Here is a 14087-nt window from a genome sequence, read left to right on the forward strand (position 1 = left end):
CCATATTTTCCTGAGAGTGCCCTTTAAGGCTTTAAGGACTGTGTGTGACCGGTGAGAGCCACCGCAGCGCGAACCACAGCCGCATCCGGACCTCCGGGTCCGCCAAATCCACCGCCAGTGCCTTCTCCACCTGCGCGATCCGGTGCCGGACGCTGTTGCGGTGCACCCCCAGCTCCGCAGCCGTCGGCTCCCAGGCGCCGTGATGGGCCAGCCACGTCCGCAGCGTCAGCACCAATGACCGGTCCCCGGCCTGATCGAGCGCCACCAACGGCTCCAGGGCCTTCGCCGCGAACCCCCGGGAAGCGTCCGGAGCCACCAGAGCGTCGAAATCCAGCGGCGAATCCCCCGCCACCACCGGGCGCCCCAGGGACTGGGCGCGTGCGAGCAGCAAGTCGACTTCGCCCTCGGACAGCCGGCCCGCCGGCGCCGGTGAGCCGACCGCCGCCAGCCAGCCGTGGGCGCGCAGGTCCTCCAGCACCGCGAGCGGCGGCGCGGACCCGGCGATCGCCACGAACCGGCCGGGCAGCACCGAGACCAGCGGGGTGTCCAGCCGCGCGCGCAGCCAGTCCGGTCGCCGGGCCACCTCGTCCGGACCGCGCCGGTGGGCCGCCCCGGCGACCAGCCGGACGACCTTCGACCCCAGCACCGACCCGGCCGCGTCCCCGGGGGACACCCGGCCGAGCAGCAGCCCGGTGGCCGCCGCGCCCAGCTCGGCCGCGTCCGAGCCCGCGCGGCCGACCAGGCCCAGCAGGGCCGCGCCGACCGCGAGGATCGCCCGCTCGGCGCCGTCGAGCCGCCGGGGCCGGCCGACGACCACCAGGTGCGACGCCGTGGCCTGCGGGTACACCGGCTGGACGACGACGAAGCCGCCGTCGGCCTCGGTGGTCGCGCTCCGGATCCCACTGCCCGCCCGCACGGTCGCCATCAGCTCCCGCACCGCCGCCGGCAGCGGCGTGGGCGCGTCGTGCGCCGAGGCCAGTGCGTCCCCGGCGCCGACCAGGGCCACCCAGGACCGCAGCACCGCCGCCAGCGCAGACGTCAGCTCGCCGAGCCCGCCACCCGCGGCACGCGTGAGCGTCTCGCGCGCCGCCGTGATCCGCCGCTGGTCCCGCTGGCCGGCCTCGGTCAACGCCACCGAGACCGCCCGGTTGACCGCCAGGAACGGCGTGCGCGACGGCACCACCAGCAGCGGCAGCCCGCGCCGCGCGCACGCCCGGCGCAGGGGTTCCGGCAGGGTCTCGTGCACCGTCGGGGTGAGCCCGAACCCCAACGCCGTCACGCCGGCGTCGCGCAGCCCGCGCACGTACCGGTCGATCTGCTCCGGCAGGTTGACCCCGGCGGTGAGGATCAGCTCGCCGCCCAGCAGGTACGGCGCGGGATCCTGCAGCTCACTCACGTGCGCCCAGCGCACCGGGGCGTCCAGCGCGCCCGGCCGCAGGGTTTCGGGGACGACCTCGAGCGCGAGCTCCCGGTTGCCGACCACGTCCCGTAACGGGACATTCACCTCCGTGGACAGTGAATCCGTGATCTGGGTCATTTCATCCCTATTGATGTCGACGTGGGGACGAATCATCCCATGCCGAGGGGGTGGCGGGCGAATCTACGGTGGCCCGAAACCGACGTGAGGAGGACACCGTGACCGGCGACTACGCGGTGATCGCGCTGTACATCGCGGGAATGCTCGGGGTCGGCTGGTACGGCCTCCGGCTCGCGAAGACGAAGTCCGACTACCTGGTGGCCGGCCGGCGGCTGGGCTGGTTCATGTACTCCGGCACGATGTCGGCCGTCGTGCTCGGCGGCGCGTCCACGGTCGGCGGCGTCAAGCTGGGGTACAAGTTCGGTATTTCCGGGATGTGGCTGGTGGTCAGCATCGGCGTCGGCATCCTCGTGCTGCACGCGCTGTTCGCGCGGCGGCTGGTCCGGCTGAAGGTCTACACCGTCGGCGAGATGCTCGACCTGCGCTACGGCGGCCGCACCAGCGCGGTGTCCGGCGTCGTCATGTGGGGCTACACCCTGATGCTGACGGTCACCTCGACGCTGGCGTTCGCGACCATCTTCAAGGTGCTGTTCGACCTGCCGAACTGGGCCGGGATCGCGGTCGGCGGCTCGATCGTCGTGCTCTACTCGGTGCTCGGCGGCATGTGGTCGATCACGCTCACCGACATCGCCCAGTTCGTCATCAAGACCATCGGCATCCTGGTGATCCTGCTGCCGGTCGCGATCAGCTCCGCCGGCGGGTTCGACGGCATGAGGGCCAAGCTCGACGCGAGCTTCTTCAGCTTCACCTCGATCGGCACCGACACGATCATCACCTACTTCGTCATCTACACCTTCGGCCTGCTGATCGGCCAGGACATCTGGCAGCGCGTGTTCACCGCCCGCACGCCGGCGATCGCGACGTCCGGCGGCATCACCTCCGGCGTCTACTGCCTGGTCTACGGTCTCGCCGGCGCCCTGATCGGCACCGCGGCGCACGCGCTGTACCCGGACATCGCGAGCGCGCAGGACGCCTTCGCGACGATCGTCGAGCGCCTGCTGCCCACCGGCGTCCGCGGCCTGGTGCTGGCCGCCGCGCTGTCGGCGATGATGTCGACCGCGAGCGGCGCGTTGATCGCGTGCTCGACCACGACGACGTCGGACCTGCTCTCCAAGCTGGGCCTGAAGAAGGGCGGCGAGGTCAGCCGCAACCGGCTCGCCACGCTCGTGCTCGGCCTCCTGGCCATCGGCATCGCGATGATCGTCGACGACGTCGTCAACGCGCTCACCATCGCCTACGACATCCTCGTCGGCGGCCTGCTGGTGGCGATCGTCGGCGCGCTGTTCTGGAAGCGCGGCACGCGGCAGGGCGCGTACGCGTCGATGGTCGCCGGCACGGTGTCCGTGGTCGCGTTCATGATCATCGACGGCGTCGACGCCAACACCCCGATCTACTGGGGCCTCGGCGCCAGCCTGGTGGTGTACCTGGCGGTCAGCTTCGCGACGCCGCGCACGGCCGACTCGATCCTTTCCGTCTGGACCCGCCGTCTCAACGGCGAAGACACCACCACCACCGAGACCCGGGAACAGGAGCCCACCAGTGCCTAACATCGGACCCCTCGACTCGTCGCGCGTCCCCCGGTTCGCCGGCTTCGCGACCTTCGCGCGGCTGCCGCGGATCGACCAGGTCGACCGCGCCGACGTCGCCGTCGTCGGGGTGCCCTTCGACTCCGGCGTGTCCTACCGGCCCGGCGCGCGGTTCGGCCCGGCGGCCGTCCGCGAGGCGAGCCGGCTGCTGCGGCCGTACCACCCGGAGCTGGACGTCTCGCCGTTCGCCGAAAAGCAGGTCGTCGACGCGGGCGACATCGCGGTCAACCCGTTCAACATCGGCGAGGCGATCGAGACGCTGCAGCAGGAAGCCGAGGCGCTGCAAGCGAACGGGACGCGGCTGGTGACCGTCGGCGGCGACCACACGATCGCGCTGCCGCTGCTGCGCGCCGCGGCCAAGAAGCACGGACCCGTTGCCCTGCTGCACTTCGACGCGCACCTCGACACCTGGGACACCTACTTCGGCGAGCCGTACACCCACGGCACCCCGTTCCGGCGGGCGTCGGAGGAAGGCATCCTCGACACGAGCGCGCTGTCGCACGTCGGCACGCGCGGGCCGCTCTACGGCAAGCGCGACCTGGAGGAGGACCGCCGGCTCGGCTTCGGCATCGTCACCTCCGGCGACGTCCTGCGCCGCGGCGTCGCCGAGATCGTCGACGCGCTGCGGCAGCGCATCGGCGACCGGCCGCTGTACGTCTCGGTCGACATCGACGTCCTCGACCCGGCCCACGCGCCCGGCACCGGAACGCCCGAGGCGGGCGGGATGACCAGCCGCGAGCTCCTCGAGATCCTGCGCGGGCTGCGCGACCTCAACCTGGTCGGCGCGGACGTCGTCGAGCTGGCCCCGGCCTACGACCACGCCGAGATCACCGCCATCGCGGCCTCCCACGTCGCCTACGACCTGGTCAGCCTGCTGTCGCTGGGGAAGGGCGAATGACCCGCATCGGCGGCGACGTCGTCGTCGAAACCCTCCGCGCGCTGGGCGCCGACACGGTGTTCGGCCTGCCCGGCCAGCACGCGCTGGGCCTGTTCGAGGCCCTGCGACGCACCGATGACCTGCGCGTGCTCAGCGGCCGCGTCGAGAACAACCTCGCCTTCGCCGCCGACGGGTTCGCCCGCGCGCGGCTCGCGGCGAACCCGGACGGGCCGGTGCCGGTGACGCCGCTGATCGTGTCGACGGGCCCGGGTGCGCTGCTGACGTTGGCTTCCCTGCAGGAGTCTCGCGCGGCGTCGGTGCCGGTACTCGGCATCTCGAGCCAGGTCCCGGTCGCCGGTCTCGGCGGTGGGCGGCACGGCTACCTGCACGAGCTGCCCGACCAGCAGGCAAGCTTCCGCGACGTCGTGAAATCGGTGCACGTCGTGCGGCGGGCGAGCCAGATCCCGACGGCGTTGCGGGAGGCGTGGACGTCGGCCGCGACCGCACCCTACGGCCCGGTGTGGGTCGAGATCCCCCAGGACGTGCTGCTCGGGCCGGCCGGGGTCCCGCCGGTCACGTCGGTTTCGGCTGCTCCCCCGGTGCTGGAACCCCTTCCGGAGCTGGTCACCGCCGCGGCGGACCTGCTGGGCGCGGCGTCGAACCCGGTGATCCTCGCCGGCGGTGGAGCGCTGCGGTCCGGGGCACACGCCGAGCTGACGGCCCTCGCGGAAGCGCTGCGGGCGCCAGTGATCTCGACGTTCGGCGGCAAGGGCGTCTTCGGCTGGGACCACGAGCTGTCCGGGCGGTCGTGGCTGGAGGACTGGCACACCACGGAGTTCCTGGCGGACGCCGACGTGCTGCTCGTGCTCGGTTCCGGGCTCGGCGAGCTGTCCAGCAACTACCGCGAGTTCGCGCCGCGCGGCCGGGTGATCCAGGTCGAGGCCGACCTCGGCAAGCTGGAGTCGAACTACGCCGCTCTCGGCATCCACGCCGACGTGCGGCTCACGCTGCAGGCGCTGCTGGAGTGGGTGCCGATGCGGGCGTCCGACGGCCGGGCCGAGAAGGCGGTTTCTTCGCTGGTGTCCGCGGTGGAGTCCCGGTTGGACGGTCAGGACCTGGCTGCCGAACGGAAGCTGATCGACGACATCCGCGCGGCGCTGCCCGACGGCACGCAGACGTTCTGGGACATGACGATCGCCGCGTACTGGGCCTGGTCGGCGTGGAACCCCGAGGACGCGCCGATCCACACCGCGCAGGGCGCGGGCGGGCTGGGCTACGGCCTGCCGGGCGCGCTCGGCGGCGCGGCCGCCGGTGGTCCGGCGCTCGCCGTGTCCGGTGACGGCGGCGCGATGTACGGCGTCGCCGAGCTGGCCACGGCGGTGCAGCACGGCCTCGACGTCACGTGGCTGATCGTCGACGACGGCGGCTACGGCGTGCTGCGCGAGTACCTCACGGACGCGTTCGGCCAGACGACGGCCACCGAACTGGCCCGGCCCGACTTCGTGGCGCTCGCCTCTTCGTTCGGCGTCCCGGCCCGGCTCTCCTCTTTGGACACCGTGGGCGCGGACCTCGCCGACGCGCTGCGCACGCCGGGGCCGTCCGTCGTCGTCCTCCCCGCGTTGCTGAAGCTGTTCGCGCCGACCCACCTGGAGAAGGCATGACCCGCACGCTCGACCTGACGAACCCGGCGACCGGCGAGGTGTTCGGCACCAGTCCGGTCGCCTCGCAGTCCGATGTGGACACCGCGCTCGAAGCCGCCGCGCAAGCGTTTGCGGTGTGGCGGCGCAGCACCCCGGCGCAGCGGCAGCTGGCCCTGCTGAAGATCGCCGACGCGCTGGAGGCCCGCGCTTCCGAGTTCGCCGACCTCGAGGTGCGCGAAACCGGCAAGATCCGGTCGGTGGTGCTCGAAGAAGAGATCCCGGAGTGCGTGAGCGCGCTGCGGTTCTTCGCCGGGGCCGCGCGGCACCTGGAGGGCACCGCGGCCGGCGAGTACGCGCCGGGGCACACGTCGGTGATCCGCCGTGAGCCGGTCGGCGTCTGCGCGCAGATAGCGCCGTGGAACTACCCGCTGATGATGGCGGTCTGGAAGATCGCCCCGGCACTGGCGGCGGGCAACACGGTGGTGCTCAAGCCGGCCGAGACAACACCGTCGACGGCACTGCTGCTGGCCGAGGTGGCCGCGGAGTTCCTGCCTCCGGGAGCGTTCACCGTGCTGACCGGCGACCGCGACACCGGCCGGGCGCTGGTCAAGCACCCGATCACCTCGCTCGTCTCGATCACCGGGTCGACGCGCGCGGGCATCGACGTCGCCACCGTCGCGGCCGCCGACCTCAAGCGCACCCACCTGGAACTGGGCGGCAACGCACCACTGCTGGTGTTCCCCGACGTCGACCTCGCCGCGACGGCCGAGGGCATCGTGGGCGCGGCGTTCTACAACGCGGGCCAGGACTGCACGGCGGGCAGCCGGGTCCTGGTGCACGCGTCGATCCACGACGACTTCGTCGCCGCACTGGCGAAGGTCGCCGCTTCGCAGACTCCGGGCGTCGACTACGGGCCGCTGAACAGCGCGGCGCAGTTCTCGCGCGTCGAGGGCCTGATCTCCCGGCTGCCGTCGCACGCGCGGATCGAAACCGGCGGCTCGCGCTTCGGCTCGCAGGGGTTCTACTTCTCCCCCACGGTGATTTCGGGAGTGCGCCAGGACGACGAGATCGTCCAGGAGGAGATCTTCGGCCCGGTCATCACGGTCCAGTCCTTTTCGGACGAAGCCGACGGCGTGGCGCTGGCCAACGGCGTCCCTTATGGACTGGCGTCGTCGGTCTGGACGAAGGACCTCGGCGTCGCCGCGCGTGTGTCGGCCGAGCTGGACTTCGGGTGCGTGTGGGTGAACACGCACGGGCCGCTGGTCGCCGAGATGCCCCACGGCGGGTTCGGCCACTCGGGTCACGGCAAGGACCTCTCGTCGTACGCGTTCGCCGAGTACACCCGCGTCAAGCACGTGATGACGAGGTTCGCATGAGCGAGAAGATCACGGAGGTCGAGCAGCACGGCATCGCGCCGATCCCGCCGGAGGAGCAGACGTCGCGGCCGCGCGACCTGTTCCGGATGGCGTTCGGAGGCGCGAACACGTTCGCCACGATCATCCTGGGCACGCTCCCGATCGCGTACGGGCTGAGCTTCCGCGACGCGGCCCTGGCCACAGCGCTCGGGGTGGTCGTCGGCGGCTTGGTCCTGGCACCGATGGCGTTGTTCGGACCGCGCACGCGCACGAACAACGCGGTGTCGTCGGGCGCGCACTTCGGCGTGGTCGGCCGGTGCGTCGGCTCGTTCCTGTCGTTGCTGACGGCGATCACGTTCTTCGCGATCTCGGTGTGGGTGAGCGGCGACGCGGTGGCCGGCGCGGCGCAACGTCTGTTCGGCTTCGACGGCGGCGCGGTGCTGCGCGGCGTCGCGTACGGCGTGATCGCGATCGCGACGCTGGTGGTCTGCATCTACGGCTACCGGTTCATGCTGCTGGTGAACCGGATCGCGGTGGTGCTGGGAACGCTGATCATGCTCCTGGGCGTGGTCGCGTACGGCGGCTCGTTCGACCCGGGCTACGCGGGCACCGGGACGTACGCCCTGGGCACGTTCTGGCCGACGTTCACGCTGGCGGCGTTGACGGCCTTGGCGAACCCGATCTCGTTCGGCGCGTTCCTCGGCGACTGGGCCCGCTACATCCCCGCGCGTTACAGCAAGCGCTCTCTGCTGACGGCGCCATTCCTGGCCCAGGTGGCAACGCTGCTGCCGTTCGGCTTCGGCATCGCTACGGCGACACTGGTCGCGGACCCGGCCGACTACATCACGGGCCTGACGGCGATTTCCCCGCTGTGGTACGCGATCCCGCTGATCGTGGTAGCCCTGATCGGCGGCCTGTCGACGGGCACGACGTCGTTGTACGGGACAGGCCTGGACTTCAGTTCGATCTTCCCCAAGCTGTCCCGCGTCCAGGCAACGCTGCTGATCGGAACGCTGAGCGTGGCGTTCATCTTCGTGGGCAATTTCGTGCTGGACATGGTGTCGAGCATCAACGCGTTCGCAACGCTGATCGTGCTGTGCACGAGCCCGTGGATGGTGATCATGATGATCGGCTTCGTCCAGCGCCGCGGCTTTTACGACGTGGCGGACTTGCAGGTGTTCAACGAGGGCCGCAAGGGCGGAAGGTACTGGTTCACCCGAGGGGTGAACTGGCGAGCAATGGCGGCCTGGATCCCGGCGACAACATTGGGGCTGCTGTGCGCGAACACACCGATGATCGCAGGCCCCCTACGAGACGTGGCGGGAGGAGTGGACATCAGCCTGCTGGTCACCCTGGTAACAGCGGCAGTGGCATATCCGGCACTGGTAAAGCTGTTCCCGGAGCCACCAGAGGTCTTCGCCCGGGTTCCCCGACCGGTAACCGAAGCCGTCCCAGCAGATGCCTGAGCTGGTGGTCATCCCAGAGCCTGCCGGTCCGGCGAGGACAATCTTTTTCAGTTGCGGTTCGCGTCCTTCTTCGCCGCCACAGAGGTTTCCGAAGACCCCAACCGGCCGGAAGCCCACTCGGTAACCCGACGAGCAACATCCTGAGCAGTCAACCCGATCCGCCCAAGCACTTCATCCCGGCTCCCCAAGTCATGGAAAGCCTGCGGCACAGCCAAATCCCGCAGCGGCACATCGCACTCAGCATCCCGGAACAGCGCAGCCAAAGCCGACCCGAACCCCCCGTGCCGCCCACTGTCCTCCACAGTCACGACAAGCTTGTGCTGCGAAGCCAGCGCAACCAGCTCGGCCGGAACCGGAAGCACCCACCGCGGGTCAACCACGGTAACCCCAATACCCTGATCGGCAAGCCGATCCGCGGCCGCCAACCCCAGCGTCGCAAAAGCCCCGACCGTCACGAGCAGAACGTCAGCACCTTCACCAGGCCGACGCAGCACATCAACGGTGCCGATCCGCTCGATGGCCGTCACATCCGTACCGACCTTGCCCTTCGAGAACCGCAGCGCAGTCGGCCCATCGGAAACGGCAACCGCCTCACGCAGCTCCTCACGCAGCGTCCCCGGATCCCGCGGAGCGGCCACGCGCATCCCCGGCACCATGCCGAGCAGCGACAGGTCCCACATACCGTGGTGACTCGGCCCATCCGGCCCGGTGATCCCGGCCCGGTCGAGCACCAGCGTCACCGGCTGGCGGTGCAGCGCGACATCCATCAGCACCTGGTCGAAGGCGCGGTTGAGGAACGTCGAGTAGATCGCGACGACGGGATGCAGCCCACCCATCGCCAACCCCGCCGCCGACGTCACCGCGTGCTGCTCCGCGATGCCGACGTCGTACCACCGGTCCGGGAACGCCTCGGCGAACTTGTCGAGCCCGGTCGAGCGCAGCATCGCCGCCGTGATCGCGACGACGTCCTCGCGCTCGGCACCGATCTTCGCGAGCTCGTCGCCGAACACGCCGGTCCAGCTCGGCCCCTTGACCGGCGGCAGGCCGGTCTCCGGGTCGATCGGGTCGGTCTGGTGCATCTGGTCGTGCTCGTTGTTGACTGCGGGCGCGTAACCGTGGCCCTTCTCGGTCACCACGTGCACGATCACCGCGCCGCCGAACGCCTTCGCGCTGTGCAGGGCCTTCTCCAGCGCCACCTGGTCGTGGCCGTCGACCGGGCCGAGGTACTTCAGGCCCAGGTCGGAGAACATCGCCTGCGGGCTGAGCGCGTCCTTCAGGCCGGCCTTCGCGGCGTGCAGCGCGGCGTAGATCGGCTTGCCGACGACCGGGGTGTGCTTGAGGATCTCGCGGCCGCCGTCGAGCAGCCGCTCGTAGCCCGGCTGCAGGCGCAGCGCGGCGAGGTGGTCGGCCAGGCCGCCGATGGTCGGCGAGTAGGAGCGGCCGTTGTCGTTGATGACGATGACGACCGGGCGCTCGCGGTGCGCGGCGATGTTGTTGAGCGCTTCCCAGCACATGCCGCCGGTGAGCGCGCCGTCGCCGACGACGGCGATCGCGTGCCGCCCGGCACCGTCCAGCGCGAACGCCTTCGCCAGGCCGTCCACATAGGACAGACCGGAGGACGCGTGGCTGCTTTCGACCCAGTCGTGCTCACTCTCCGCGCGCGACGGGTAACCGGTGACGCCGCCGGTCTGGCGCAGCAGGTCGAACCCCTCCGCGCGGCCGGTGACGATCTTGTGCACGTAGGCCTGGTGCCCGACGTCCCAGACGATCGCGTCGCGCGGCGAGTCGAACACGCGGTGCAACGCCAGGGTGAGCTCGACGACGCCGAGGTTGGGCCCCAGGTGGCCGCCGGCGCGGCGGACCTTGTCGACGAGGAAGTCCCGGATCTCCGCGGCCAGTTCGCCGAGGTCCTCGACACTCATGCGCTTCAGGTCCGCCGGTCCGTCCAGGGACTCCAGCAACGTCACTCGTCTCCACCTCACTAGTTCGACACAGCCCGCGTCCGGCCCAGTCTACGGAGGACGGCCACCGCCCTTCCGCCCGCCGCGTCCGGCGTCACAGGCGGAGCGCGAGCACCCGTCATCTCCTGAGGTGAACCTCGTCTCCCCGCAGTGCTGTGGCGGTCACGCGGCGTGGCCACGAGAATGGGTCCATGGCGGACTTCTTCATCGGCGGCGACTGGGTGGACGCGATCGGCGGCGGGCGCCGGGAGATCCGCTGCCCGGCCGACGGCTCCCCGGTCGCGTCGGTCGCCGAGGGCACCGCCGCGGACACCGAGGCCGCCATCGCGGCGGCGCGCCGGGCGTTCGACAGCGGGCCGTGGCCCGGCACGCCCGCCCACCTGCGCGGCGACCTGCTGCTGCGCACCGCGGACCTGCTGGACCGCGACGCCGAGGCGTTCGCCCGCGCGGAGTCGCTCGACACCGGCAAGCGGCTGGTCGAGAGCCGCTACGACATGGCCGACATCGCCGCCTGCCTGCGCTACTTCGGCAAGCTCGCGGCCCAGGACGCCGGGCGCGTCGTCGACACCGGCAACCCGGACGCGATCAGCCGGATCGTGCACGAGCCGGTCGGCGTCTGCGGGCTGATCACGCCGTGGAACTACCCGCTGCTGCAGACCGTGTGGAAGATCGCGCCGGCGCTGGCGGCGGGCAACACGTTCGTGCTCAAGCCCAGCGAGCTGACGCCGCACACCGCGATCCTGTTCATGAAGCTGCTGACCGAGGCGGGCCTGCCGCCGGGCGTCGCGAACCTGGTGCTGGGCGCGGGCGCCGAGGTGGGCGCGCCGCTGGCGGCGCACCCGGATGTGGACCTCGTGTCGTTCACCGGCGGCCTGGCGACCGGCAAGGTGATCGCGGCCGCGGCCGCCGGGACGGTCAAGAAAGTGGCCCTGGAGCTGGGCGGGAAGAACCCGAACGTGGTGTTCGCCGACGCCGACTTCGAGACGGCCGTCGACTACGCGCTGACGGCGGTGTTCCTGCACTCGGGCCAGGTGTGCTCGGCGGGCACGCGGCTGATCGTGCAGCGGGAGTGGCACGACGAGTTCGTCGACGAGCTGGTGCGCCGCGCCGAGCGGATCCGGCTGGGCGGGCCGTTCGACCCGCACGCCGAGACGGGACCGCTGATCTCGGCGGCCCACCGCGAGAAGGTCGAGGCGTACGTGGCGGCGGCGCTGGCCGAGGGCGCGGTGCTGCGGACGGGCGGGCGCCGGCCCGAAGACCCGGCCCTCGCCGACGGCTTCTACTACCTGCCGACGATCCTGGACCAGGTGAAGCAGGGCTCGTCGGCGGTGGTCGAGGAGTCGTTCGGGCCGGTGCTGACGGTCGAGACGTTCACCGACGAGGACGACGCCGTCCGCATCGCCAACGACACCCACTACGGCCTGGCCGGGGCGGTGTTCACGCAGGACGCGTCGCGCGCGCAGCGGGTGGCCGGGCGGCTGCGCCACGGGACGATCTGGATCAACGACTTCCACCCGTACCTGCCGCAGGCCGAGTGGGGCGGCTACAAGCAGTCCGGGTTCGGCCGCGAGCTGGGGCCGACGGGCCTGGGCGAGTACACCGAGGTCAAGCACATCTACCAGAACCTCCGGCCGGCACCGCAGCGCTGGTTCGCCGGCTGAGCCGTCGCCCGATCGGGATCCACCGAACGGCCCAGCGCCGGAAACGCGGTCGGAAAGGGGGTTTCCGCGTTTTATGCTGCGTGCGTGACGCGAGCTTGGCGGGGGCCACGAGCGGTGGCGGCGGGGATCGCCGGCCTCGGCGTGATCGCCGGGCTGACCCTGCGCACGGCGGACTACCCGGGGGTGCTGCCCCCGGGCACGCCGGACCCCGAGCTGGACCTCGGCCTGCGCCTGGTCTGCGCGGCGGCGGTCCTGATCGCGGGCACGCTGGCGTACCTGACGTTCGCGCGCCGCCAGGACGAGCCCCTGGCGATGGCGTCCCTGCCGGGCCTCGTGGTGACGGGCGTGGTCCTGCGGCACCTGGTGGTGACACTCCCCGGCGTGACGCGTATCCAGCCGGCGGCGCGGGTGGTGCCCGGCGCCGGGGCGTGGGTGCTGCTGGCGTCGGGCATCGCGATGACGGCCGCCGGGCTGGCCGCGGCGTTCGCCGTGCGCCGGGCGGCCTGAACCTCTCGGCTCCGAGCGGTACCCGGCCGGAGCCCGGGCCGTCATGGAGCTCATCGACCAGGGGCACCGGCGGATTTCGCGGCGGATCGACCTGACCCGTGTCCGCATGCTCGGGCTCCTCGCGGCCCGGGGCCCGCTGCGGCCGCGCGACATCGCCGCGGAGCTCGGCCTCACCGCGTCCGCGACCAGCCGGCACCTCACCGCCCTCGAGCGGGACGGCCACGTCGCCGTCGAGGCGGATCCGGCCGACTCACGCACGTTCCTCGTGCGGGTCGCCCCGGCCGGCCAGGCCGAGATCGACGCCACCGTCGACGCCGGCGCCGCGGTGTTCGCGCAGGTCATCGCCGACTGGCCGGCCGAGGACGTCACCACCGCGCGCGTCCTGATCACCCGCCTCAACGAGGCCTGGGCCCGCCGTGGCGACGCCCCCGCCCCACCGGCCGGCCCGCGCTGGCAGCGAGCCCGCGCGAAGGAAGACTGACCGTGGACGCGACCTCCCGGACGCAGAGCGTGCCGAAGCCCGTCCAGGCCGCCCGGGCGCTGCTGGCCGTCGTCGGTCTCGGCCACCTCGTCATCGCGATCGTCATGGCCGCGCGCGAGGACGCGCTGCGAGACGGGATCACCGCCCAGCACCCGGACTTCAGCGCCGCCGAGGTCGCGCGGTCGGCCGACATCGCCGTCGTTTCCGGCGCCGTCTTCCACGGCTTGCTGCTCCTGCTTTGCGCCCTCCTGGTCGTCAAGCTGGACTCGGGCCGGCTGTGGCCGCACCGGCTCGCGATCGTCTCCCAGTTGCTCTCGGTGGTCTTCGGGTTCGTCTCGTGGTCGTCGTCGCCGATGTTCCACGCGGTCATCCCGGTGGTCGCCGCCGCGCAGCTCGCCGTCGTCGTCCTGGTGTGGGCGCCCCGGCCGGCGCGGGACTTCTTCGCCAAGAGCTAGGCGTTCACCGCCTTCCGGCCGAGGAACGCCGCCAGCCGGTCCGCCGCCGTGGCGCCGGGCGGCGCCGCCGTCTCGGGCCCGAACGGCCCGCCCGGCTGCCGCGGCGTGTCCCCGAACCGCGCCCGCCACTGCTCCAGCGCCCGCGCCGCCAGCTCCGGCAGCAGATCCGTCGAAGCCCCCGTCGCGTCGGCGATGTCCCAGCCGTGGACGACGTACTCGTTGACCCGCATGTGCACGAGGAACACCCCCGGCACCTCGCCGAGCGGGGTCGTCACCTTCCGCTCGAACAACCCGGGCGAAGCCAGCACCGCCCGGGCCGCCGCCACGGAAGCGACGAACGCCTCGACCGGCGCGGAACCCAGGTAGTCCCCCTCCGGCGCCGGTGGCCCCATCCCGGCCCAGAACGCCACCTTCGCGTTGCCGTGCGCCAAGTGGTTCACCACGGCACGCACGTCCCAGTCCGCGCACGCCGTGGGCGCGTCCCAGGACTCGATGCCCGCGACCAGGCCGGTCACCGTCGTAGCTGCCAGATCGAATTCGTCGAGTGGAGTCATGCGAGCA

At 71.8% G+C, this 14087-nt stretch carries 12 protein-coding genes; 9 read left to right on the forward strand and 3 right to left on the reverse strand.

Going from position 1 to position 14087, the window contains the following annotated elements:
* Positions 1 to 31 precede the first annotated feature (31 nt).
* The gene (locus ACZ7OH_RS23575; RefSeq protein WP_470282727.1) at positions 32 to 1537 is read right to left on the reverse strand and encodes a PucR family transcriptional regulator; all 1506 of its coding nucleotides are present in this window, start codon (positions 1535 to 1537) and stop codon (positions 32 to 34) included.
* A gap of 98 nt (positions 1538 to 1635) precedes the next feature.
* Here ACZ7OH_RS23575 and ACZ7OH_RS23580 point away from each other — a divergent pair, with 98 nt between their 5' ends.
* From ACZ7OH_RS23580 to ACZ7OH_RS23600, 5 genes are read left to right on the forward strand one after another with little or no spacing between them, the layout of a single operon-like run.
* Positions 1636 to 3084, forward strand: a complete 1449-nt coding sequence (locus ACZ7OH_RS23580) for a sodium:solute symporter family protein (protein ID WP_470282728.1) — start codon at positions 1636 to 1638, stop codon at positions 3082 to 3084.
* Positions 3077 to 4021: an agmatinase gene (gene speB, locus ACZ7OH_RS23585; protein ID WP_470282729.1), complete on the forward strand. Its 945-nt coding sequence runs from the start codon at positions 3077 to 3079 to the stop codon at positions 4019 to 4021. The genes ACZ7OH_RS23580 and speB overlap by 8 nt, the downstream gene beginning before the upstream one ends.
* Entirely contained in the window at positions 4018 to 5661 is a 1644-nt protein-coding gene (locus tag ACZ7OH_RS23590) for a thiamine pyrophosphate-binding protein (RefSeq protein ID WP_470282730.1), read from the forward strand. Before speB ends, ACZ7OH_RS23590 begins: the two co-directional genes overlap by 4 nt.
* Positions 5658 to 7016, forward strand: coding sequence for an aminobutyraldehyde dehydrogenase (locus tag ACZ7OH_RS23595; RefSeq protein ID WP_470282731.1), 1359 nt, complete (start codon positions 5658 to 5660; stop codon positions 7014 to 7016). The genes ACZ7OH_RS23590 and ACZ7OH_RS23595 overlap by 4 nt, the downstream gene beginning before the upstream one ends.
* Positions 7013 to 8461 carry a purine-cytosine permease family protein gene (locus ACZ7OH_RS23600; protein WP_470282732.1) on the forward strand — a complete coding sequence of 483 codons (1449 nt, stop codon included), beginning with the start codon at positions 7013 to 7015 and terminating at the stop codon, positions 8459 to 8461. The genes ACZ7OH_RS23595 and ACZ7OH_RS23600 overlap by 4 nt, the downstream gene beginning before the upstream one ends.
* Positions 8462 to 8508: 47 nt before the next feature.
* On the opposite strand, the gene dxs is transcribed toward ACZ7OH_RS23600, so the two are convergent.
* A complete protein-coding gene (gene dxs / locus ACZ7OH_RS23605) occupies positions 8509 to 10428 on the reverse strand; it encodes a 1-deoxy-D-xylulose-5-phosphate synthase (protein WP_470282733.1) in 1920 nt (639 codons plus the stop codon).
* A gap of 185 nt (positions 10429 to 10613) precedes the next feature.
* Between dxs and ACZ7OH_RS23610 the strand changes: the two genes are divergently transcribed.
* The 4 genes from ACZ7OH_RS23610 to ACZ7OH_RS23625 all read left to right on the forward strand — a co-directional run bounded on the left by ACZ7OH_RS23610 (position 10614) and on the right by ACZ7OH_RS23625 (position 13526).
* Positions 10614 to 12083, forward strand: coding sequence for an aldehyde dehydrogenase family protein (locus ACZ7OH_RS23610; protein ID WP_470282734.1), 1470 nt, complete (start codon positions 10614 to 10616; stop codon positions 12081 to 12083).
* 84 nt (positions 12084 to 12167) lie between these two features.
* Positions 12168 to 12590 carry a hypothetical protein gene (locus ACZ7OH_RS23615; protein WP_470282735.1) on the forward strand — a complete coding sequence of 141 codons (423 nt, stop codon included), beginning with the start codon at positions 12168 to 12170 and terminating at the stop codon, positions 12588 to 12590.
* Between the two features lie 43 nt (positions 12591 to 12633).
* Positions 12634 to 13071: a MarR family winged helix-turn-helix transcriptional regulator gene (locus ACZ7OH_RS23620; protein ID WP_470282736.1), complete on the forward strand. Its 438-nt coding sequence runs from the start codon at positions 12634 to 12636 to the stop codon at positions 13069 to 13071.
* 2 nt (positions 13072 to 13073) lie between these two features.
* The gene (locus tag ACZ7OH_RS23625) at positions 13074 to 13526 is read left to right on the forward strand and encodes a hypothetical protein (RefSeq protein ID WP_470282737.1); all 453 of its coding nucleotides are present in this window, start codon (positions 13074 to 13076) and stop codon (positions 13524 to 13526) included.
* On the opposite strand, the gene ACZ7OH_RS23630 is transcribed toward ACZ7OH_RS23625, so the two are convergent.
* A complete protein-coding gene (locus ACZ7OH_RS23630; RefSeq protein ID WP_470282738.1) occupies positions 13523 to 14080 on the reverse strand; it encodes a TIGR03086 family metal-binding protein in 558 nt (185 codons plus the stop codon). The two genes, ACZ7OH_RS23625 and ACZ7OH_RS23630, sit on opposite strands and share 4 nt — an antisense overlap.
* Positions 14081 to 14087 lie beyond the last annotated feature (7 nt).

It is taken from the genome of Amycolatopsis sp. NPDC114478 (assembly GCF_055633805.1).